Consider the following 22,362-nt stretch of genomic DNA (forward strand, 5'->3'; position numbering starts at 1 on the left):
CTCCTGGGAAAGAGTTTCTTTGATTTTAAACGTATTCTTCGCAAGGGACAACAGGTCCGGGATTCCAACTCCAGCGGTCGATGCTTTCCGGGAGAGTACCATCGGAAACCAGCTCGACAACAGCATCGATATCCGGATACATGATTCTGTCTTTATCGGTAAAGCGGACCACTGTACGCAGCATGCGATAGATTGAGCGGGTTGCAGGCGACAAGGACTCATCGATCGAAGAGAGCCCCAGCTGGATCGCTCGTAAATCGAGCGCCTGGCATGCGGCCAGGATTTCCATGGCGACGACTCTTTGGGAATGGTCGATGATCTGCCTGGCTTTGCGCGCGGCAATGGTGCCCATGGAGACATGATCTTCCTGGTTCGCGCTTGAGGGGATGGAATCCACGCTCGCAGGATGCGCGAGCACTTTGTTTTCCGACACGAGGCTTGCAGCGCTGTACTGCACGATCATAAAACCGGAATTGAGCCCGCCATTGATGGTCAGAAATGCAGGCAAGCCTTCGGATAGAGCAGGATTGACCATGCGTTCCAGCCGCCGTTCGGAGAGATTCGCAAGTTCGGCTGCGGCTATGCCGAGATAATCGAGAACAAGCGCGAGCGGCTCTCCATGAAAATTGCCGCCTGATAGAATATCGCCGCCTTCGTGGAGCACATGGGGGAAAATGAGCGGATTGTCGGTCACTGCATTCAATTCCGCAGAAATGATATCCCACACATGCTGGATTGCCGCCACGCATGCGCCATGGACCTGTGGCGTACAGCGAAGCGCGTATGCATCTTGCACACGGGTGCCGGATGGTTTTGTTGTGAGGAGCGAATCCTCAAGAAGCCAGCGCAAGTCTTGCGCTGCGTCGATCTGGCCTTTTTGCCTGCGCAGCTCATGAATCCTGGGGTCGAGCGCTTCGGTTATGCCGCGCAGTGCCTGAAATGTGAGTGCCGAGGCAATTGTCGCGCTTCGGTAGAGCATAAGGGCGTCGTACACCGCAAGCGCGCCAATCGCTGTCATTGCTTGCGTTCCGTTGATGAGCGCAAGCCCTTCCTTTGCTTCCAGCACGAGGGGGGCAATATGTGCTTCCGCGAGCGCAAGCGCTCCCGGCATGCGATTTCCTTTGTAGAACGCTTCCCCCATGCCGATAAGCACAAGGGCGATATGTGCGAGCGGCGCAAGGTCGCCCGAAGCTCCCAGCGAACCTTTTTCCGGCACAACTGGCACGATGTCCGCATTGACGAGATCAAGAATGCGCTGGACAAGGAGTGGACGCACCCCGCTATTCCCCACCGCGAGCGCATTGGCCCGCAAAACCATCATTGCCCGCACAATTTCCGGCGCAAAAGGCTCACCCTGGCCACATGCATGGCTCATAATGAGGTTTTTCTGAAGAAGCGCATTATCTTCATCGGAAATGGTCACATTGCAGAACTTTCCGAACCCCGTCGTAATTCCATATTTTACAAGCTTTTTTTTGACCGCGAGTTCGACTACTTCCCTGGAAGCGCGCATTCGCTCTTCGGCATCGGGGTCGAGCCGCACCGGTATCTTGTGCCGCGCGACAACGACAAGCTCCGGGATGGAAAGTGAGCAGCCATCGATGATCACATCATTCATGTTTTTCAGTATACCATAAAGAAGGGTTATGGACAGGCGCCGATTCTCCCGGTAGCATTGCATTCCATGAAAAGAAGGGAATCGGCAGCTTCTCTTTTTGGAGTCATCGTTGCAGTTATCTGGGGCATGACCTTTCTTTCAATCAAAGTGGCGCTGCGAGAATTAGGGCCGATGAGCCTTTCGCTCTTTCGTTTTGTAATTGCATCGGTACTGCTCGCGGGGATTATGGCAGCTTCGCGCACCAGTTTTGCGATCGCATGGCGCGATGTGCCCCTGCTCGCGCTCAGTAGCTTCGTGGGCGTGACACTCTATTTTTTCTTCGAAAACAACGGCATCCTTAGGCTTACCGCTTCGGAATCCTCGCTCATAATCGGGGTTATTCCTGTTGTGACCCTGATTGGTGAAATTCTGTTTTTGCGCACAAGGCCAGGTCGGCTTATTGCCCTGGGGATAGTGCTTTCGTTTGTAGGGGTGGCTCTGATTGTTCTGCGCTCCGAGAGCGCTTCGGCTTCGCCACTCGGGTATCTGTATATGGTGGGGGCAGCGCTTTCCTGGGTGGTGTATGGATTTGCTACAAAGCCTCTTTCGGGGCGTTACCCGATGCTCGCGATTACGTTCTGGCAGATGGTGATCGGGGCGATTGGCTGCATTCCGTTTGCTGTCGCCGAGCGGCAAGTGTGGGCCGGGTTGTCCGCAACGGCGCTTTTCAATGCGGCGTATCTCGGTATTTTCGGCTCCGCGATTGGGTATTGGCTCTATGTGATTGTCCTCGAGCATCTCGGACCGGGAAGATCGAGCGTATTCATCAATCTGATTCCTGTTGTTTCTGTGGCTGCGTCATTTGTGATTCTGGGAGAGCGATTGAGTGCGCTCCAGATTGCAGGGGGGATTATCGCAATCAGCGGGGTGTATATGGCAACCGTTTCTTCACAGGCCAAGCGGCATCAGTAACCTGCTTCAAAACCGCAAAATTTCGCTTGTGTTATCCGAAAAACAGCATTATTCTTTTCTCGATTTTCAAACCATCTACAAGGAGGTTTTTCGTGGAGAAGTTCTTCAAGCTGCAAGAACGTGGTACAAGTGTGCGTACGGAAGTTGTCGCAGGTATCACGACATTCATGACGATGGCCTACATTCTGGCTGTCAACCCGGGTATTCTTTCAGCCACCGGCATGCCGGCTGGCGGCGTTTTCACCGCCACTGCGCTCTCTTCTGCGATTGCTATATTTTTCATGGCATTTCTAGCAAATCTCCCAATCGCGCTTGCGCCGGGTATGGGCTTGAATGCCTTCTTCGCATTCAGCGTCGTGCTGGGCATGGGCTATTCATGGCAGCTCGCGCTCACCGCAGTTTTCCTGGAAGGCATTTTGTTCGTCCTGTTGTCCTTCTTCAATGTGCGTGAAGCGATTGTCACTGCAATCCCCACAAATGTGAAGCGCGCGGTATCAGTGGGCATCGGCCTGTTCATCGCGTTCATTGGGCTTCAGAATGCTGGCATTATCGTCAAGAATGATGCGACACTTGTATCCTTGGGCAAGGTCACACAGAACACGGGACTCCTCGCGATCATCGGGCTCTTCATCATGGGATTCTTGCTTGCGAAAAAAGTGAAAGGCGCCCTGCTTATCGGGATTCTTGTTACGACCGTTATTGGTATTCCGTTCGGTATCACCAAGATTCCGGAAAGCTGGTCGCCGCTCGCCAGACCGGCTGCGCCGCTTCTGTTCCAGTTCCAGTTCGATAAAGTATTTACCCTTGATTTCTTTGTTGTGTTCTTTACTTTTCTTTTTGTCGACATTTTTGACACAATCGGAACCTTGGTTGGCGTGACGACACAGGCCGGGCTCATCAACAAGAAGGGCGAAATTCCGCAGGTAAAAGGCGCGCTCCTTGCCGACGCGATCGGTACTGTGGCGGGCGCGTGCCTCGGAACCTCAACCGTCACTTCGTATGTCGAAAGCGCTTCGGGCGTCGCGGAAGGTGGCCGGACAGGGCTTACCGCGCTCACAACCGGCGTGCTTTTCTTGCTCGCGCTTTTCTTTGCTCCTGTGTTCCTGCTCATCCCGAGCGCTGCAACGGCTCCGGCACTCATCATCGTAGGCCTCTTCATGATGTCGCCGATCAAGGAAATTGATCTCTCAGACTATACCGAGGCAATTCCGGCCTTCCTCACTATCATCATGATGCCGCTCGCCTACTCGATCGCCGACGGACTTATGTTTGGCATCATCTCGTATGTCGTGCTCAAGGCGCTGGCAGGCAAATTCAAAGATATCACAGTCGTGACATGGATTGTCGCCATTCTCTTTGTACTGAAATTGATAATAGGCTGATATCCTGGTAGCGCACTCTAAGCCTTTCTGACATTTTGAATGAAAGTGGCTGCCTGCAAGATTCGTGATGCGTCAGGCAGCTGCTTTCGTCATAAAAGATGCGCCAGAAAAAGGTGCTCTTAAAAAAGATACGCCTGCTGAGCAATTTCAAGCAGCCGGCACTGAATATTCAGAAGCGCGGTTTTTCGATGTTCTGGCGCGCGAGCAGGCATGCGCCGCTTGCCGCATCTGCCTGCGGTGAATAGATGCGATGACGGGGCAGCGAGGCAATGATCCGCGCTTCAGTGTCGTGCCAGAGCCGCTCGTTATTGCTGAAGAAACCTCCAGCAAATGCAATGCGCCCTCCCGCTAGCACTTCCCCAAGGCGCGTTGCAATGGAAATGGCGAGCAAGGCCAGTTCCTCCGCCGCTTCCTTGAAAATCTGCTCTGCCACTTCGTCGCCGCGCTCCCGCTCTTCTGCAACAATGCGCGCAAATGCGGCAATTCTTGCCTTATCGAAAGGCTCATAGACCGCAGGAATGAGCGCAAAGGGGTCGCGCTCCTCGAAAAATGCAAGCGCGCTTCCAAGTAGGTCAGTCTGGGGCCCCCGCCGGTCATGGAACCGGATGGCTGCATTGAGCGCTCGTAGTCCCACCCAGTATGCCGACCCCTCATCGCCGAGAATGTGCCCCCAACCTCCAGATCGAATAATTCGGCCCGCACCGTTGGCTCCGACCGCAATCGAGCCTGTTCCCGCGATGAGAAGAATGCCTCGAAGTTCACCGAAAGCCCCCGCAAGCGCAGGAATCGAATCGTTTTTTACTTCGAGTGCTGTATCGGGGCCCAGCCTGGCTGCGTTCCGGATCAGCCCAAGCATTGTGCCAGTATCTTCAGCCCGGTCAATGCCGGCCACTCCTGCAAAACCCGACAGACAGCTATCCGGCACAAGGCCAGTCTGCTCGTACATCTCGGAAAAGAGTTGAACAAGCGTGCGCTGGGAACCATCCCAACCCGCCGATCTCGGATTGAGACTTGGCCCTTCGGATTGAAAAAGCAGACTGCCTTCAAGGTTCTCGATTCTGAGGCGCGTCGATGTCCCGCCTCCATCGATGCCGAATATCCATTGCTCGTTCATGTAAGCTTCCTGTATATGTAGCGAACATTTAGTGCCGTGCTGAGGCTTATTGCCGGCCAGTCCGCATTCTAATCTACTATTCCCCGAATTTCCATGCTCCGGTAACCGGAATTCAGCAAAAAGCCCGCCAGACGCCCGAATGGAATTCCTTGCGGAAGGCGACAATGAGGCCTGCCGTCGCTTCTCTGCCGTAATAGACTCGGTTTGTAAGAAGCACTGCCACCAATTTGCGGCCTGGCTCGAAAAAGATGCTGGTGCCGGTAAAGCCGGTATGGCCAAAGGATTGCGCCGGCCACAAAGGGCCATCGGCAGTGTCCTGGCCATGAAGCTTGAAAGCGATCGAGCGCCGCTCTTCAAGGCCTATGGTGCGTTCCTGGAGCATCGTGCGCATTGTTTCGGGCCGCAAAAGCTGTTTCCCCCGGCTTATGCCTTCCTGCAGGAACAGATTGCCGAGCACAAGGGCATCCTCAAGCGAAAGAAAAAGCCCCGCATTGCCGGAGTGCCCGCCCAGGCAGTATGCGCTTTCATCGTGAACCTGGCCATCCATTCGTTTTTTGCGCCATGGACAGAATTCGGTTTGCGCTGCGCCCTTGAATGCTGAAGGCTCTCCCGAATCCAGAATCCTGGGTGCAAAAGCAGCGCACGACAGCGCAAGCGGCCGCGCGATTTCCTGCTCAAAAAGCGTTCCGAGTAACATGCCGGAAATGCGCTCCAGGACAGCACCGACAAGTATATATCCTGTGCAGGAATACTCGACATGGCGCCCAGCTGCAAACTCTGGCCTGATTGAAAAAAGTTGCGCCAGCGCCTCTTGCCGATCGAGCCGGGCAGAATCCGGAAAAAATCTCTCGAGTGCCGGGATTGCGGGCATGCCTCCAGTATGGGTGAGGAGTGCAATAAGAGGGATGTGCGCCGCCTGGGAGTGAATTTCCGGCAAGTACTTGCCGAGAGGCGCATCGAGGTCCAGCGCTCCCGATTCCACCGCCTTCATCACCAGAAGCGCTGTGGCCAAGGGTTTGGTAAGGGATGCTGCATCGAAGAGGGTTTGCGTTGTAATGGGCGCGGGCGGAGAAACCGCGGGCTCCAAAACCGGAGGCTCAGAAATGGAGAACTCAGAAACCGAGGTCGCCCTGGTGCGAGCCAACTGCGCCTCATCGCTTTCCAGCGCGGTCTTCCCTGCGCATCGAGACCAGACAATCTTCCCATCGATCGATACTGCGCCGGCCGCCCCCGTGCACAGCTTGTTTGCAATTGCTGAGTCAAGAAGGGCGTCAAGCGGAACGCCTGGTCCCGCAGCCAGCACTCTATCGGGCGTACTCGCCTTTTCAACGGATAAATCAGTGCTGCTATTGTGTGCCATATACCCTGATGATAGCATAGATTATGCATATATCGAATCTGCCGGCGACCCCTGTGCGATGTGGTCTCGATCATTTTATTGCGGATTCCAGCCGCCGCAACAAGCGATATGGGCTTGCGACAAACCCATCAGCAATAACCTCCACGGGAATCCCTGCATGGAAAGCATTCATGCAAAACAGCCTTGGCCCTGTATGCCTTTTCGGGCCAGAACATGGCTTTCGCGGGGCTGCCCAGGATGCAGTCCATGTCAAGGATGAACTATTCAAAGGAATTCCTGCTTACTCACTGTATGGAAATCGGTTCAAGCCTGAACCATGGATGCTCGAAGGCCTCGACGCCGTCGTGTTCGACATGCAAGATGTCGGCTGCCGCTACTATACATTTCTATATACGCTGGCTTACATGATGGAGGCATGCGAAACTGTTGGTGTCCCGCTCATCGTGCTCGATAGGCCAAATCCCATCGGAGGGCGCAAAGTGGAAGGCTCGCCCATCCCGAAAGAGGCGGATAGTTTTGTGGGAGGGTATGGGCTGCCACCGCGGTATGGCCTGACAATAGGGGAATTTGCGCGCTATCTGCGCGGCGAGTATTATCCAGATTGTGCTCTCGAAATTGTGCCGCTCTCCGGATGGGATGCGCGCCAGCCTTGGGCAGAAACAGATCTTCCATGGCCGCTTCCTTCGCCGAACCTGCCTTCGCTCTCATGTGCCGAACTCTATCCGGGAACCTGCCTTGTGGAAGGTACATGGTTGTCGGAAGGCCGAGGAACTTCTCGCCCCTTCGAGATTATCGGTGCGCCCTTTGTCGATGGCGAAGCGCTTCGCGAAGCGCTCTCCGCGCTTGGTTTGCCGGGCCTCGTGTTCATGTCGCTGTTTTTCACTCCTACAGCATCCAAGTATAAGGGAGCGCTCTGCGAAGGGGTTCTTGTTTCAGTTGTTGACCGGGAAGCGGTGCGCTCTCTCGATACCGGCATTGCAGTCGTGCACACGATTCACCGCATGTATCCACACGATTTTCGCTGGCGGGAAGATTGGGAGAATCCAGAGCTTTCGTTCTTCGATAGACTTGCCGGGAATACGACACTGCGCTGCATGATTGATAGCGGCGCACCTCTTGAAGAATGTCTCGCTTTTGCACACGAAGGAGAAGAGCGCTTTTTGAAGCTGCGGCAGAATTACTTGATCTATGGCGCTATTTAAGCGCCCCTTCCGTCATTCCCGCGATAAACTGCTTTGACAGTATCAAAAAGATAATCAGTATCGGCAGTACCGAAATATTCAGCGCTGCGAACAGCACATCCCATTCAATAGTATACTCGCCGAAAAAAGCCTGAAGCCCCAGCGGAATCGTCTTTTTTACCCTCGAACTCAACAAAATCAAAGGGAAGAAAAAGTCATTCCACACATCGATAAAATTGAACATGGCCACCGTGACCAGCGCCGGCTTCAGCAGAGGCAGATCAATCTGCCAATAGATGCGAAACGGGCCAGCGCCATCGATTTTTGCCGAATCTTCAATGTCGCGTGGCAGTTTCTTGAAAAAATTCACCAGCAGGAATACCGAAAATGCGATACCTCCAGCCGCATAGACAATAACCAGCCCCGAAAGCTTGTCGAGCAAGTGCAGCGAGCGCATGATGAGGAATATCGGAATAATTGCCAGGCGCGTCGGCAACGCAAGGCCGGCAAGCAGGAACAAGTATATGCCACGCTTGAACTTGAAATCGAATCGCGCGATGACATAGGCCGCCATCGACGAAACAAGCAGAATCGCAGCAATCGAGGCCGCGGTCACCAGAATGCTGTTTTTGAAATATGTCGCAAAATCGGCCCGCTGCCACGCCGAAACATAATTGCTCCATCGCCACACAGCCGGCAGGTTGAAAGGCTTCAGGAAAATTTCGCGCGTCGACTTGAAGCTCGAAAGAATCATGATACCTATAGGGTAAAGATTTACAAATGCAAGGAGCGCAAGGAATATCCATGCAATAGCTTTCTGTAGTCCATTCAGTTTGAACATCATTCGCCCCTTTCCACTCGCTTCTCGACGATGAACACATAGAAAATCGACACTGGGAAAACCAGAAGGAAAATCAGTGTCACCACTGTCGCGCCAAGACCCATGCCCACTTGACTCGACCCGAGCCCGCCAAACGCAATGCGGTAGAACAAGGTTCCGAGCACGTCGGTGGAACCTGCGGGACCTCCCTGCGTTCCTTCCATCGCGTAGACAATGTCGAAGATATTGAATGTCCATATGAATTTGAGCATGCTTGTTGTGGCAATAATCGGCAGAAGATGCGGCAAGATAATGCGCCCAGCAATCTGCATTTCAGTTGCGCCGTCGATTCGGGCTGCCTCTGTCATTTCGCGATCGATGCCGAGAATCGCAGCCAGATACACTAGAATGTAAAATCCGAGCCCCCTCCATGCCGTCACAAAAATGATTGTCGGCAGAGCAGTACTTGTATTCCCAAGCCATGGTTTTGCAAGAAAGCCGAGCCCGAGCACGCGGAACAGCTGATTGACAAGCCCCCATTGCGGATTGAGCAGCAGCCCCCACAAAAAGCCTACCACCACAATCGCGAGCGTGTTCGGAAAGAAATAGATTACCTTCAGAAACTTTGTTCCCTTTATATCCGCGGAGAGCAGAAAAGCGAAAAAAAGCCCAGGCACTACCGAAAGAATGAGAGACCATATGAAAAATACGATATTATGCCCGAGCGCGCGATAAAACTCCGGCGCCATAAATCCGGAGAGAATATTCTTGTAGTTCGAGAGTCCGATGAATTTCTTCGGTCCAATGCCAGGCCAGTCATAGAAGCTGAGCCCGAGGCTCGAAAAAAACGGATACGCAATGAATACGGTATATAAGAGCAGCGCCGGGAAGAGCATCCACAAAAAAGAATATTTCCGCACGTCTACCTCGCTCAGATACAAAATGGGGCGCGCTTCAGAGGAACCGGCTTTGCCAGGGCGATCAGAAAGCGACCGCCCTGCACGCCCACGCATGTGGCATCAGCACAGCGTTATTTTTTGAAAGCCGGGTACCATGTCGAAATGCCATCCTGCAATTTCTTTGCAAGCTCTTCCGGCGTCATCTGATCAAGATACATCTTCTGCATGTTTTCTTGCAGAATGTTGTAGACACTGGGCATTCCTGCATCGAACGGTGAGCCGACCCAGTAGCGGTTGGTCGATGCAATTGTGACCATTTTGTTGTAGCATTTGACAAGAATCGGCTTGGATGCAGGCATGGTAACGCCTTTTATTGCGGTTATCTCGCCGGTCGTTGAAGAGAAGAGCTCGCCATACGCTTTGGTACCGGCATAGTTGAGCACTTTGATCGCAGCATCTTTGTTCTTGGATGCGCTGCTCAAACCATACGCGCCATCCATATAGATATACGCTTTTGCAGGAAGATTCTTGTCTTTTGGGGGAACGGGGAAATAATCGAACTTCAGGTCAGGATTAGTTTTGAGCCAGTTGGTATTGCCCCAGACTCCGTAAAAGACCATTGCCACCTGTTCCATTGCAAAGGCGACATCCTGCTCTGCGGTGGTATTTGCCATAAAGTCCTTCTGGTAGTACTTCTTGAGCGCATTGAGGTCTTTTAGCATGTTGACATATTCTGGGTCGGTGAATTTGGCTTTTCCTTCCGCAAGCTTGCCAATCCAGGCGTCGCCAGGGTAGCTCACGCCGACCATTGCATTCTGCATGGCGAGAGTCCACGCTTCCTTGCCGGAGACAAAGAATGGAGTGATGCCATTTTTTTGAAGAGTTTCGGCAACCTGCACGAGTTCATCCCAGGTCTGCGGCTCTTTGAGTTTGTATTTGTCGAACATCGCCTTGTTGTAGAAAATGCCGACAATCTGGTTTGCAAAAGGAACCCCCCAGGTCTTGTTGTTCGAGCGGATAAAGCTGAGGGAGACATTGTCAAAGTTCGACAGGTCTACGCTGCTGTCGAGCGGCACGAGATAGGAGTTGTCAATAAGAGCCTGTGTTCTCGCGCCCGGAAGTCTGCGGGTGTACATGAGATCCGGACCGACGCCGCCCTGCAGAGAAACGAGCAGCTTGGAATCATACTCAGTTGGCGGAAATACTTCATATTTGATGGTAATCTGCTCTCCTTTTGCTTTGAGTGCAGTTTCGACCGATTTCCATACATCGACATCCTGAGCGCGCCAGCCCCAGATGGTTACTGTCGCCGGTTTGGACTGAGCCCATGCGGGCATCATAAGGCAAAGCAGAAGCATTGCCATCAAAAACCTTTTTGCCATGTTCGAGCCTCCTGGTGAAAATAGAATGAGCGCTATGCAAGCGCTGCTCTGGCATGTGCAGCTTGGAACGCACTGTGCCACAACCAGTATTGGACTGTTCTGCCGGGTTGTCAATATTTTTTGAAATAATTTTTCGAAATTTGGCTTTTGAGCATTGCAATGATGTATGAACATCGCTATATAATGAAAAAACACAGGAGCGACAATGGACTTTCAAGCATTGGATGACTATCTCGAACGCGCCACGACCGAATCGCGCAATGCCCGTTCTGCAAATATCGACAAGCTGCCAACTATCGAAATATTGCGCATTATCAATGAAGAAGACAAGGGTGTGCCCTTTGCGGTCGAAAAGGTTCTGCGCGATATTGCAGCGCTTGTGGAAGACATTGTCCGCGCATTTACTAGCGGAGGCCGCCTTGTGTATATCGGCGCTGGTACTTCGGGAAGGCTTGGTGTGCTCGATGCATCCGAGTGTCCACCGACATTTGGGGTTCCACCAGGGATGGTGGTGGGCATTATAGCCGGTGGGGAAGCTGCCCTGCGAAACTCAATCGAAGGCGCAGAAGATGAGCCGGAAGAGGGAATGCTAGCCCTGCGCAATATCGATTTCTGTTCCCGCGATGTTCTTGTGGGCATTACTGCATCGGGCTCCGCGCCCTATGTGTTGGGGGCCATGCAGTATGCAAGAGAGCAAGGATCGGTAGTGGGGGCGATATCCTGCAACCGCGAATCGAAGACATTTGCGCTTGCGCACCATCGCATACTGCTGGAGGTAGGCCCCGAGGTTATCACTGGCTCTACCAGAATGAAAGCAGGTACCGCCCAGAAACTTGTGCTCAACATGCTTACGACAACCAGCATGATTCGTATCGGCAAGGTCTACGGTAACCTGATGGTAGATCTCACGCCTGTCAACCGGAAGCTTGTGGATCGCTCGAAGCGCCTTATCCGCCAAGCGACGGGCTGCACCAAGGATGAAGCGGAAGCGGCCTTTCTTGCGTCAGGCGGGAAGCCTAAAATTGCTATCTTGATGATTGCACTTGGAATCAGTGCTGAAACGGCACAAGAACTCATTCAGCAAGGACAAGGCCGCCTCGCCGATGCGATGCGAATATATTCCCAGTCAAAAAAAGGCAGGTAAATAGCATGAATTATGGGGCCCTTGAAACAATTGCCCAATCTATGCCTCGCCTTGCGGACACCGAACGCCGCATCGCCGAGTTTGTCCAGGCATCGCCTCAGAAAGTGCTGCATCTCAATATTGCCGAGTTAGCTCGCCAGGCGGGTACGAGCAGTGCAGCAGTCGTGCGCTTCTGCAAGCGGATTGGTGCAGAGGGATACAGCGACTTCAAGCTCTGGCTGGCCAAAGATGTGTATCAGGGCTGGAATGAGAAATATCTGCCCGATCTCGGCCTGGAATCGCAAACGCCGGCTTCGAAGGCAATTCATGACATGGCGGAAGCAGTGCGCCGCACCATGAGTGCACTTGCGGCGACGCTCTCCCCGCAAGCTGTGGAAGAAGCTGCGGAACGAATTCGCACTGCCGCCATGACCGCGCTCTTTGGCGTTGGCGCCTCGGGCCTTGTTGCAGCGGACTTCCATCAGAAGCTGTCACGCATTGGGCTTCCTTCCTCCTACCTTTTCGATACCCACGCACAGATCACAGCATCCTGTGCCCTGCGTCCTCAGGATATCGCTTTTGTTATTTCGTATTCCGGTGAGACGGATGCCATGATCGAAGTAGCGGACCAGGCGAAAGCGCGTGGCTGTTTTCTGATCGCAATGACTATGGCCGGAACAAATCGCTTGTGCGGCCGGGCCGATCTTGCACTCTCTATCCCTGCCGTGGAGCGCGTCTACCGCAGCGCGGCAGAACTCTCGCGGCTGAGCCAGCTTGCTGCAATAGATATTCTGTTCAATGTCATTATCTCGTATGATATCGACGGCGCAATCGCGGCGCTCGAGCGTTCGATGCAGGCGACGCACGGGTTCTGATGCTCTGTTCTGATGCTCAACTGGCGCAAAAGTCTCTGTCTCGTATACAATATTATTGGAAAAAAATGCAATGAGCATTGAAACACTGAGAACAATTCTGTACGCGACAAGCGCAATTGTCGGCTTTTTGGTCATCTATTCTGCAGCCCGGCAGAAGAGCCATCTTGCGCGATACTTTTTCTTTGCAGCCCTCTGTGCTTTTCTCTATATTTTCGGCTACGCGTCCGAGTTGGGCGCGCATTCTCTCGAAGAAATCCGTTTTTGGCTCAAATTCGAATATTTTGGCTTATCGTTTGTTTCTTCATTTTGGTTTTTGCTTTCGTGGAAATTATGGTACAGCCGCAATCCGAGATTCAGGATGGTGGTGTTGGTATTTGTCATACCGGCAATTACGCTTTTTCTTGTGTCGACACAGGAATTTCAGGGGCTTTTTTACCGCTCGCTCAGGCTTTCGGATATAGATGGGCATCATCTTGCAATTATCGAAAAAGGGCCTTGGTACTGGGTTCAACTTGTTTATCAATCTGCATTTATCATTATGAGCATCATACTGCAATGGCTTTCTTGGCGCAGGCGCGGCGGGGTTTTCAAGAGCAGTGGTTTCTGGATGTTTGTCAGTACACTGAGCCTTCTGCCATGGATTGTCATCTACCAGCTTGGGAAATCGCATAATGGTATTGACTTGGCGCCTTTTGGCATTGCGTTGAGCATATTTTTCATTGCGATTGCAGTTTTGCGCTATGGCACGCTCAGTTCAGAGGAAGTGTTTCTCTATTCGATATTTGCTGGTATAGACGACGGGGTGGTTATTCTTGACCGGGATGGGAGGATTTCTGATTTCAACGCAGCAGCGCAAAAGATTTTTCCCTGGCTGAATTCGAGCAGTATCGGAATGCCGATATCGGATCCTGCGGATGCTTCCCTGTTCAATTTCGATGCTCCATTGAAGATGGAAAAAGTTGTCGAACTGGCAGGGAACAAACGGTACTACCAAGGAAGGTTCACCCTTATTTATGAAGGTCGTTCAGTGCTGGGACGTGTCTATTTCTTTAGAGATATAACGGACTCAAGACGCCTGACGAATCGGCTCCGGAAACTGGCGAATTTCGATGCGCTCACGAGCCTTTACAACCGGCGCAGGTTTATGGAACGAGCGGAAAAAGTGCTGGCAAATGCTCAGAGAGCGTGGAAGAATATTGCGCTTCTTATGATCGATGTGGATCATTTCAAGAATGTGAACGATCGTTTCGGGCATGCGGTGGGCGACAGAGTACTCGCTGCTGTTGGGCGCATAATACGACGAAGGTGCAAGCAAAAAGGTTTTGCAGGGCGCTATGGAGGCGAGGAATTTGTCGTTCTACTGCGCGGCGCGCAGAGAGAGCAAGCATTGGATATCGGTGAAGGTATTCGCAGAAGCATCGAAGGAATCGCGATCGAAAAGCGAATGATTCCGGTGCGGGTTACGGTATCGATCGGCGTTTCGTCCTGCTCGGAAAAAGAGGGAGCCTACGATCTCGATGAACTTTTGATGTCAGCCGACCGCGCGCTCTACCTGGCGAAAAACAGAGGCCGAAACAGGGTAGAAGGTTGAGAGGTTGGAAGGTCGAAGGGCAAAGGGTGTCCGGGGGCAGGGGGAAGGGAACTGGGGGCGCGGTTTATTTTCATTTGCTAAAAAATTTGCATTTTCGCGATTGCGGTGCCGTATTCCTCGTTCAATAATCGTTCAACTAGGAGGCACATATGAAAAAATTCCTCAGTATGATAGCGTTATTCGCTATGTTATTGCCTGCAGTATGGAGCCAGGATAACCACATCGATACTATCCGCGCAGACGCCCCGGCGCTCGCGGACTACGGCCCTTACACAATCGGTGTCACCACCCTCACCTTCGTCCACCCGGGCCAACCCGACATCGTCAACTATAAACCGGGCCAACCCATGCCCACCTACGACCGCCCGCTCACCTGCGAAATCTGGTACCCAGCCACGCTCGTGCCGGGCCAGGCGCCCAGTGGTGAGTATCTTAATGTCGTCACCCGTGATCCCAGCCTCAAAGTGACGCTCTATGGAAGAGCCGTGCGCAACGCAGCTCCCGACAAAAGCGCGGCTCCCTATCCGCTCGTCCTTATTTCCCACGGCTATCCGGGTAACCGTTTCCTCTTGAGCCACCTGGGTGAAAACCTCGCCAGCAAAGGCTATGTCGTCGTTTCGATCGATCACACCGACAGCACCTATTCCGATCAGGGCACCTTTCCCTCGACCCTGTACAATCGCTCCCCAGATCAGTTCTTTGTGCTCGATTCGATGGCTCGCCTCAATGCCGATGACCGCGGCACCGGCCTCGCAGGCATGATTGATGCGGACAAGACCACACTCATCGGCTATTCCATGGGCGCATATGGCGTCGTCAATTCGCTTGGCGGCGGCCTGTCGGCGAATATTGTCAAGAATGCGACCTTCTCTCCTGGGAACATTCTCGAAGCGAGAGCTGCGGGCAACCCCGCCTACACCGCGAGCCTTGATCAGCGCGTCAAGGCGGGTGTCGCGATCGCTCCCTGGGGCATGAATTACGGCTTCTGGGATGCAGAAGGGCTCAAAGGAATCAAAACCCCGATATTCTTCATGGCTGGCAGCAAGGACACCGTCGCTGGCTATTCGCCCGGCTCCCATACGATATTCGATCTAGCTATCAATGCTGACCGCTACTTTCTCACCTTCGAGAACGGCTCGCACAACTCAGCCGCTCCAATGCCCGCTCCCAAAGAAGTGCGCGCAAAAGGCTCGCTCGGCGCCAAAGTCGCTTCGCACTACCTCGACGCTGTCTGGGACAATGTGCGCATGAACAACATCGCCCAGCATTTCATCACTGCCTTTTTGGCGAAATACATCAAAGGCGACCCCAATGCCGACAGCTGGCTTGCCCTCATCGAGAACGGTGCCGACGGCAAATGGTCAGTTGATGAAAAAGGCCAGCCCAAGCCCGACCACACCTACTGGAAAGGTTTCGGGAACAACCAGGCTGTGGGATTGAAACTGGAGCACAGGCTGCCGGGAGCGCGCTGAGCCGCCGGCCTGAAGCTGGAGCACAGGCTGCCGCAATAACTGGCTAGTGCTCCCAACCTTGTGCCAGAGTTGAAGTAAGCATTCGCATTCTCGCGTCTACCTCTATGAGAAGACTCACCACTCTCTATGGAGGTAGATGCCGATGCAATCCTTCCCTTTCTGTCCGAATCCTCACTGTGTCTGGCACAGTAACGCACCAGATTTCGCTTGGGCAAAGCCCAAGGGCTTCTATACCACCAAGGCATTTGGCCGCGTCCAACGCTACCAGTGTTCCGCCTGCCACAGGACCTTCTCTTCCCAGACCTTCTCGTTAGCCTACTATGTGAAGCGGCCAGTGGCTTTACCCGATATCGTCGCCCGCCTTGTAAGCGGCGAAAGCTTAAGGGCCATGAGCCGCAACCTCGCAGTCTCCCTCAACCTCCTGTCCAATCGCATCGATCGGCTTACCCGCCAGGCAATCGCCCTGCATGCCCAGTGCCTTGCATCCCGAGCGGGGTATGACGATATCTGTATCGATGGCTTTGTCTCCTTCGATACTTCCCAGTATTTCCCGAGCGAAATCCCCATCGCCATCACTGCCCATTCCCTGTTCATCCTCGACTTCAGCCATGCCAGCCGCCGCAGGTCGGGCACCATGACGGCTGCCCAGAAGGCAAAGGCGCGGGAGCTCTACCGTCGTATCCCCTTAGAGCGCGGCGCACTCGCCCGCTCCTTCCGCGAAACCCTCGTACACGCCCTGCAGCTGCAGCCACCGGCTCCCTACCGGCCCTTTGTCCTCATCACCGATGAAAAGCCCGACTATCAGCGCGTGCTCCAGAGGCTTGCAGCCTTCCGCACGCAGACTGAACACACCCGCCTCGTCCACTGGACGATCAGCTCGAAGCTGCCCCGCACCCTCAGCAATCCCCTTTTTTCTTCCAACTACATCGACCGGGAGCTGCGCAAAGACCTCGCGCACCACCACCGGGAGACAGTCTGTTTCAACCGCAATGTCGCAAACGGCATGATGCGCCTCAGCTTGTACCTCCTTGGCCACAACTACCTCAAGCCCTTTCGTATTCGTGCACATAAAGGAATGCATCCTCGTACGCATGCTGAGGCAGCGGGGATTCCGGTACACCTTGTGCAGCACTTTGTGCAGGCGCTCACTGGTGGGATACGAGCATTCTTGAGCCGCTGCACGCTCTCCGAGACGATGCGACGGACCTGGGAGAAGCGCTGGAAGACGCCAGGCAAGGATAAGGCTGAGTATCTGCCGAAATATGCGCTGGCCTAGCGCATCTAAAAAGGAGAGGGTAGAAGATAGAGGTGCTGGCTTGGTAGTGCTCGATGCTGTGCCCATTTGGCACAAGGTTGGGGGCACTACTCAATAACTGAGTGATTGAGAAAAAGCCGGTGCCGGAGGAAATCGCCGGACCGGCTGCAATGATCAATGCGGCAGCAATTCCTGGTGCCGGCGTCGGCTGCCGCACTAAGTGCGATAAATATGAGGGCGCCGACGCATGCCGCACGGTGCCCGCAAGGATTTGCCCCCGACCACCACAACCGCTATATTTAAATGGAACCATTATTGGTTTTATGGCTACAACTATATATAAGAGTAAACATATGTTTGCAAAAAGAAGATTATCGAGGAGTAACGAAATGAAAAGAAAAGTTGCGGTTTTTGCGGTCTTGATCGGGCTTGTGGCTGCGTTTGCAGTCTTTGCCGAGACATCATTGCCTCTGTACGGAAACGCGGCCGCAAAGGCAGATAATGCGCTCACCATCGAATCGATGCTCACCTACGCAATTCAGGACGAGTACCTGGCGCGCGCGGAATATGTGGCGATCATGGCCAAATTCGGTCAGATTGCGCCATACTCGAACATCAAGCAGGCCGAGGAACAGCACATTTCCTGGCTCAAGGACATGTTCGCGACGCTGAAGCTGGCGGTCCCTGCGGATGAGGCCGCAAAGTACATTCATGCGCCCGGCACACTGAAAGAGGCCGCCCAGGCAGGCGTGCAGGCAGAGATCGACAACATCGCGATGTATGAGCGTTTCCTGGCGCAGCCTGTGCTCAAGGATCCGCGCTATGCGAGCGTGGTGGATCTCTTTACCCTCCTTCGGGATGCCTCGAAAAACCACCTTGCGGCGTTCCAGAAGCAACTGCAGAAGTATTGATTGCGCGGGTCCTCCCGTTGTCGACCGGTAGCGACGCTTGCAGCGCGGGGGCTTCAGGGGCATTCTCCGATACCTGTTGATCTAGTTCTTGGCTTTGATATCGTACCCCAGATCTTCAGCGATCTTTTTAGATATGCGTTCGACATCAGCTTCATTGAAATCGAGCGTCGGGATTTTGCTTACGCCCATGGTTGCGATGACATATTCATGGGCGACTTTGACGCCCCGCTGTTCCATGATCTTGCTGACGCAGCGATTGGCGCATCCATTGATTGCGATGACCCTGCGGGCGCGCTTGCCGATGTTGACATGCGCGTCCGAGCCAGCGCCTACCGCGGCAGTGCAGCACATGCGCGCGCCGACGCCTGCGTTCGTAAGGTCGATTGCCACATGGTTCCCGACCTGGCCGACGCTCGCCGCACCGTCACAGGCAAAGATGATGTCCATGTTCTCTGTATCCGTTGAGCAGCCCTGCAGACGACGGAATTCCACATTGTTTGTGCCGGAATTTTCAGCCATAATGCGCCTCTCCCAGAAAAATAGATGTTACAAGCCGCAAACTGCGGCGAATTGCCAAACTAGGCTTGTTTTTGATGCAATGTTTTAATATTTTGCAAAATTACAAATCTACTACTGCATTTAATGTCTGTCAATTGGATTGCGGCTATTTCGAGTGGCGCTCGAGTCGGTAACCAAGGCCGCGCACAGAAATGAGATATTCCGGCTCAGCAGGGTTTTTCTCAATTTTTTCTCGCAGCCGCCGGACATACACTTTGAGGTAGTTGCGATTGTCGAGCGCGTTCGGTCCCCACACACGCGCAAGCAGGGTTTCGGCGGGAATTGTCTGCCCCGGGTTGTCCGCAAGGATTTTCAAGAGCGCATACTCAGTCGATGTAAGCGGCACTTCCCTGTAGCCTATGGCAACGATTCGGCGGCCAAAGTCGATACTGAACTCACCATCGTAATATTTTTCCTCATGCCCCGGTTCATGCCCGCGCGACCGCCGCAGTACTGACTTTATGTGAGCGACAAGCTCGAGGTGCCCGAAAGGCTTTGTGATATAATCGTCCGCGCCCTCCTCGAGCGAGTTCACTTCATCGAGCTCATTGTTGGTCACCGTGAGTACAATAATGGGCACATTCGAGAAGGCCCGAATGCGCCGCAGTGTTTCGAGCCCCGACATGCCTGGCATTCGCAAATCGAGCAATACAAGGTCGGGCTTTTCCTGACTTAGGAGCATAAGCCCCTGTTCCCCGCTTGATGCTTCCACTACCGTCCACTCAGGTTCCTGCACCGCGATGGTCAAGCGGATGGATCGTGTGACATCGGGTTCGTCATCGATTGCCAGAATTTTCGTCGGAATGGTCATCCTCGGTTACTCCTTCAAGGTACAAAGGAATCGAAAAGCAAAATCGCGTCCTATCCGATCCGCGGCTATCGAACCAGAGATCTCCCCCATGGAGCAAAGCCAGCTGATGCGCAATGTAGAGGCCAAGCCCCGTGCCTGCGCGCGCACCTGCATCCTGCGAAGTATAGTATTTTTCGAATATTTTATCTCTCTCAGTAGGCGGTACACCAGGGCCAGCATCAGATACGCAGATCCTGCCCATCGCACCGGTTTGTTCAAAATGAATCCCGATGAGGCCACCAACCGGTGAGAATTTTATCGCGTTCGAAAGCAGATTTGCGATAATATCGCGAATTCGTGCTGGGTCCGCAAAAAATGGTGGCCATGGTTCTTCGGGGGCGATGGTAATGGTTAGGTTTTTCTCTTCGATAAGGGTGAGCATTTCGCGCACGGTGCGTTCGGCGATCGCTTTCATGTCGACAGGCTGGCGTGAAAGAGCTACATTCATGGCCTCGAGCCGCGCTGTGGCGAGCATGTTCGTGGTAAGTGTTTCGAGCCGCTCGACATTGCTCTGAATCGTCGCAAGCATTTCGCGCTGATCCTTGGTCCATGAAGAAGCGGTCATGGCGAGCGTCGATACAAGTACCTTAAGGACGGTGAGGGGAGTCTTAAGCTCATGCGCTGCCGACGAAAAGAAGGTATTCTGCGTTTTCTTGAAGGATTTGAGCGCTTCGTACTGCTGCTTTGTTTCATTGAACAGAATCGCGTTGTGGAGCGCAAGCTGGGTCTGAATCGAGAGCGCATGCAAAAATGTTTTGTCTTCCGGCTCGAGCGCGTCGGTTGTGTTGATCCCGACAAGCAGGACGCCGTTTTCTTTCGAGGAATAGGCTGGCAGCCGGATCATAACGAATTGCTGGACGGCGGAGGAACAGGGCGAAAAATCCTTTATTTTCTCTGTAGCCATGATTTCCGAATCGCCCATCGAATCGATGAGATTTCCAAGGCTGTCCAAAGGGATATATGGCGTACAGACAGAATCACCTAACGCTGCTTGAATTTTCCATTTTTTGTCGGGCACTACCTGACGCATGACTGCGCTGAATGCCACCGAATCGAGCGCATTGGCTCCTTGAAGGATGGTATGCAGTACTTTGTCGATATCGAACTGCGCATTGCCGAGCTGTGCGAAAATATCATTGAGCCTGGAAATCAACCCTGAAAGATGGATAGCCCGCTTTCGTGCGAGATCCTCTTTGCGAAGGCTCTCCGCCAGAATTACGAACAGGAGACCTACGATAATAAGCCTGAAAAAGCGGTTTTCGATGACCTCGAATTTGACCTGCGGCTCAGCGCCAGCCATCTGGATTGCCGTAAAAATGATCTGCAGGCCATTCATAGTGATAATCGAAAGCGCGCCAATCTTCCAGTCGAAGTAGAGCGCAAGTTCCGCCATCACAAAGAGAAACATGGGAAAAAACGGGCTGTCGTAGCCGCCGGTGACCCCGACAAGAATGGTCGCTTCGAGCATGTCGGAAATAATGATCGCCAGATAGCGCTTTTTCGAGAGCATGCTCGATGTTCTTGAATAGAGGCCTGCCGCAATATTGTAGAGCACCAGCTCCAGAAAGAGCCAAAGCGCCGGTACCACGCTTTGGATTTGATGGTACTCTGCGAGAATAATGAGTGCGCTCACTGCTACCACGCCGGCGCGCGCGACCGGAAGAAAATAGTCGATGGTTTGTTCTTTGATTGATGAAGGCTTATGCTCGATAGTGGATTTCTGGAATGGCAGTCTTAAAGGCAAGAGCTTCCGGATAGAACGAAGCCCGGAAACCGCACGAAATTTTCCAGACGAACGCGCCATATATGCCATTATACCCTTTCCCTCTAAGCATTACATCCTGCGCTCACTCCCATACTCAGGGTGCAGACAAAAAATCCGGCCCAAGCATTGAAGCCTAAGGGCCGGACTGCGCATATCACAAACAGCAAAAGAAACTGCGGCAGAGGACTGCTTATGCCTCTTTCTTTGCTGCAGAAGCGCCCCACACCTCGAGGATGATGACGACTATACCAACGATGACATCGTTCCAGGTGGCTCCGCCGCTTGTGCCGCTATAGCCAAGAATAAATGGTGCAAGCAGGACCCAGAGGCCAAGCAGCGCATTGATCCAGCTCAGCGTGCGAACCGTGCCGGCAGCTTTGCCAAGGCCAACCCAGAGACCGAATCCGGCAAGCAGGATACCAAGAATGATTGCATTCGCGGTGGCTCCGCCCACGTTGGAATACCCAATGATAAATGGCGCTAAAATTTCCCACACACCGACGACACCGGTGAGCCAGCCTAACGTCTTTGCAGTTTTCATACCAAACCTCCCGAATGAACCTTGAATTTCCGGCGGTTCGTGAATGCCCCGGTTCTGTGTCCGGGTTTTCCTGACCGTCTATGAAAAGCATACAGAGCCCCGGTAAACGCGCGGGTCAACGGAAGGTATAAGTTTGGTAAATTCGGAGGGGATCAATTTAAGATATACATTCAGCAAATTTTGAAGCGGATCAGGCGAGGCAACAGATCCGGGTATCGACTTCATTTTTTCTTGCGGATTTTTCATTTTTTTTAATAATTTTTCTTGCGGTTTTTTTTGGTTCCACTATAATTCATATCCTGACTTTTGCAGTTCCTGTATTAAAAAAGTGTTGTAATATCTTATTTAATAATGAATAGCGTGTGTTGGTTCATAACAAAAATCTGTAATGCGTCTCCTTAGTGTTTTCGCTTTGTCTGGGCAAGAAGATGGCGAATCTCCTGCAAGGTACGCGACTGCTTTGAAAAATCAATCCCAAGATTCTTCCCAATCGCCTCAAGCACCGCATCGTAGTAATCAAAGACATAGAGGTTCTTCCCCACGCTCGTGCCGCAGGCACTCGCCAAGGCCTGTTGCATCGCTGCGGCGGAATACTGCCAGTCAAGGCGGTATTCCAAGAGGCGCATGAGGAGTAAACTTGTTTAATGTCAACTGAATTTCCCTGGAATTATCATGAGGATTTCCCCCTCGTTATCAACAGGAATTCCCTGGTTT

Annotated in this window: 20 protein-coding genes; 9 read left to right on the forward strand and 11 right to left on the reverse strand. The window is 53.0% G+C overall.

Translation table 11 applies throughout. The annotated features are described in order from the left end of the window. Positions 1-25: 25 nt before the first annotated feature. On the reverse strand, positions 26-1,618 hold the full coding sequence (gene hutH, locus GAP13_RS08125) for a histidine ammonia-lyase (protein ID WP_158907828.1): 1,593 nt from the start codon (positions 1,616-1,618) through the stop codon (positions 26-28). A gap of 66 nt (positions 1,619-1,684) precedes the next feature. On the opposite strand from hutH, the gene GAP13_RS08130 reads away from it, so the two are divergent. After that, on the forward strand, positions 1,685-2,569 hold the full coding sequence (locus GAP13_RS08130; protein ID WP_158907829.1) for a DMT family transporter: 885 nt from the start codon (positions 1,685-1,687) through the stop codon (positions 2,567-2,569). A 92-nt stretch (positions 2,570-2,661) separates the two neighbouring features. Further along, positions 2,662-3,951, forward strand: coding sequence for an NCS2 family permease (locus tag GAP13_RS08135; RefSeq protein WP_158907830.1), 1,290 nt, complete (start codon positions 2,662-2,664; stop codon positions 3,949-3,951). Between the two features lie 169 nt (positions 3,952-4,120). Here the strand turns inward: GAP13_RS08135 and GAP13_RS08140 are convergent, their stop codons facing one another. Both GAP13_RS08140 and GAP13_RS08145 read right to left on the reverse strand, forming a co-directional pair. Beyond that, on the reverse strand, positions 4,121-5,065 hold the full coding sequence (locus GAP13_RS08140; RefSeq protein ID WP_158907831.1) for a BadF/BadG/BcrA/BcrD ATPase family protein: 945 nt from the start codon (positions 5,063-5,065) through the stop codon (positions 4,121-4,123). A gap of 112 nt (positions 5,066-5,177) precedes the next feature. Next, a complete protein-coding gene (locus GAP13_RS08145; RefSeq protein WP_158907832.1) occupies positions 5,178-6,425 on the reverse strand; it encodes a serine hydrolase domain-containing protein in 1,248 nt (415 codons plus the stop codon). A gap of 23 nt (positions 6,426-6,448) precedes the next feature. On the opposite strand from GAP13_RS08145, the gene GAP13_RS08150 reads away from it, so the two are divergent. Continuing rightward, entirely contained in the window at positions 6,449-7,627 is a 1,179-nt protein-coding gene (locus GAP13_RS08150) for an exo-beta-N-acetylmuramidase NamZ family protein (RefSeq protein WP_158907833.1), read from the forward strand. Here the strand turns inward: GAP13_RS08150 and GAP13_RS08155 are convergent. From GAP13_RS08155 to GAP13_RS08165, 3 genes are all read right to left on the reverse strand, one after another. Continuing rightward, positions 7,620-8,450: a carbohydrate ABC transporter permease gene (locus tag GAP13_RS08155; RefSeq protein ID WP_158907834.1), complete on the reverse strand. Its 831-nt coding sequence runs from the start codon at positions 8,448-8,450 to the stop codon at positions 7,620-7,622. The genes GAP13_RS08150 and GAP13_RS08155 overlap by 8 nt on opposite strands. After that, the gene (locus GAP13_RS08160) at positions 8,447-9,322 is read right to left on the reverse strand and encodes a carbohydrate ABC transporter permease (protein ID WP_158907846.1); all 876 of its coding nucleotides are present in this window, start codon (positions 9,320-9,322) and stop codon (positions 8,447-8,449) included. Before GAP13_RS08160 ends, GAP13_RS08155 begins: the two co-directional genes overlap by 4 nt. Positions 9,323-9,456: 134 nt before the next feature. Continuing rightward, entirely contained in the window at positions 9,457-10,707 is a 1,251-nt protein-coding gene (locus tag GAP13_RS08165; protein ID WP_158907835.1) for an ABC transporter substrate-binding protein, read from the reverse strand. Positions 10,708-10,912: 205 nt separating this feature from the next. Between GAP13_RS08165 and murQ the strand changes: the two genes are divergently transcribed. The 6 genes from murQ (at position 10,913) to GAP13_RS08195 (ending at position 17,934) form a co-directional block, all read left to right on the forward strand. Next, the gene (gene murQ, locus GAP13_RS08170) at positions 10,913-11,851 is read left to right on the forward strand and encodes an N-acetylmuramic acid 6-phosphate etherase (RefSeq protein WP_158907836.1); all 939 of its coding nucleotides are present in this window, start codon (positions 10,913-10,915) and stop codon (positions 11,849-11,851) included. 5 nt (positions 11,852-11,856) lie between these two features. Next, a complete protein-coding gene (locus GAP13_RS08175) occupies positions 11,857-12,705 on the forward strand; it encodes a MurR/RpiR family transcriptional regulator (protein ID WP_158907837.1) in 849 nt (282 codons plus the stop codon). Between the two features lie 70 nt (positions 12,706-12,775). Continuing rightward, positions 12,776-14,296: a sensor domain-containing diguanylate cyclase gene (locus GAP13_RS08180; protein WP_158907838.1), complete on the forward strand. Its 1,521-nt coding sequence runs from the start codon at positions 12,776-12,778 to the stop codon at positions 14,294-14,296. Positions 14,297-14,445: 149 nt separating this feature from the next. Next, a complete protein-coding gene (locus GAP13_RS08185; RefSeq protein ID WP_158907839.1) occupies positions 14,446-15,768 on the forward strand; it encodes an alpha/beta hydrolase family protein in 1,323 nt (440 codons plus the stop codon). Between the two features lie 142 nt (positions 15,769-15,910). Further along, complete coding sequence (locus tag GAP13_RS08190) at positions 15,911-17,044, forward strand: hypothetical protein (protein ID WP_158907840.1); 1,134 nt, start codon at positions 15,911-15,913, stop codon at positions 17,042-17,044. A 368-nt stretch (positions 17,045-17,412) separates the two neighbouring features. Beyond that, on the forward strand, positions 17,413-17,934 hold the full coding sequence (locus GAP13_RS08195; protein ID WP_158907841.1) for a ferritin-like domain-containing protein: 522 nt from the start codon (positions 17,413-17,415) through the stop codon (positions 17,932-17,934). Positions 17,935-18,015: 81 nt separating this feature from the next. Here the strand turns inward: GAP13_RS08195 and GAP13_RS08200 are convergent, their stop codons facing one another. From GAP13_RS08200 to GAP13_RS08220, 5 genes are all read right to left on the reverse strand, one after another. After that, the gene (locus GAP13_RS08200; RefSeq protein WP_158907842.1) at positions 18,016-18,453 is read right to left on the reverse strand and encodes a putative zinc-binding protein; all 438 of its coding nucleotides are present in this window, start codon (positions 18,451-18,453) and stop codon (positions 18,016-18,018) included. 145 nt (positions 18,454-18,598) lie between these two features. Further along, a complete protein-coding gene (locus tag GAP13_RS08205) occupies positions 18,599-19,303 on the reverse strand; it encodes a response regulator transcription factor (RefSeq protein ID WP_158907843.1) in 705 nt (234 codons plus the stop codon). After that, a complete protein-coding gene (locus tag GAP13_RS08210; protein WP_158907844.1) occupies positions 19,269-21,146 on the reverse strand; it encodes a sensor histidine kinase in 1,878 nt (625 codons plus the stop codon). The genes GAP13_RS08205 and GAP13_RS08210 overlap by 35 nt, the downstream gene beginning before the upstream one ends. 151 nt (positions 21,147-21,297) lie before the next feature. Then, on the reverse strand, positions 21,298-21,648 hold the full coding sequence (locus GAP13_RS08215; protein WP_158907845.1) for an SPW repeat protein: 351 nt from the start codon (positions 21,646-21,648) through the stop codon (positions 21,298-21,300). A gap of 398 nt (positions 21,649-22,046) precedes the next feature. After that, positions 22,047-22,274, reverse strand: a complete 228-nt coding sequence (locus tag GAP13_RS08220; RefSeq protein ID WP_158905210.1) for a hypothetical protein — start codon at positions 22,272-22,274, stop codon at positions 22,047-22,049. Between the last annotated feature and the right edge of the window lie 88 nt (positions 22,275-22,362).

Origin of the sequence: Rectinema subterraneum, assembly GCA_009768935.1 — a bacterium.
Taxonomy (GTDB): Bacteria; Spirochaetota; Spirochaetia; order Treponematales; family Rectinemataceae; genus Rectinema; species Rectinema subterraneum.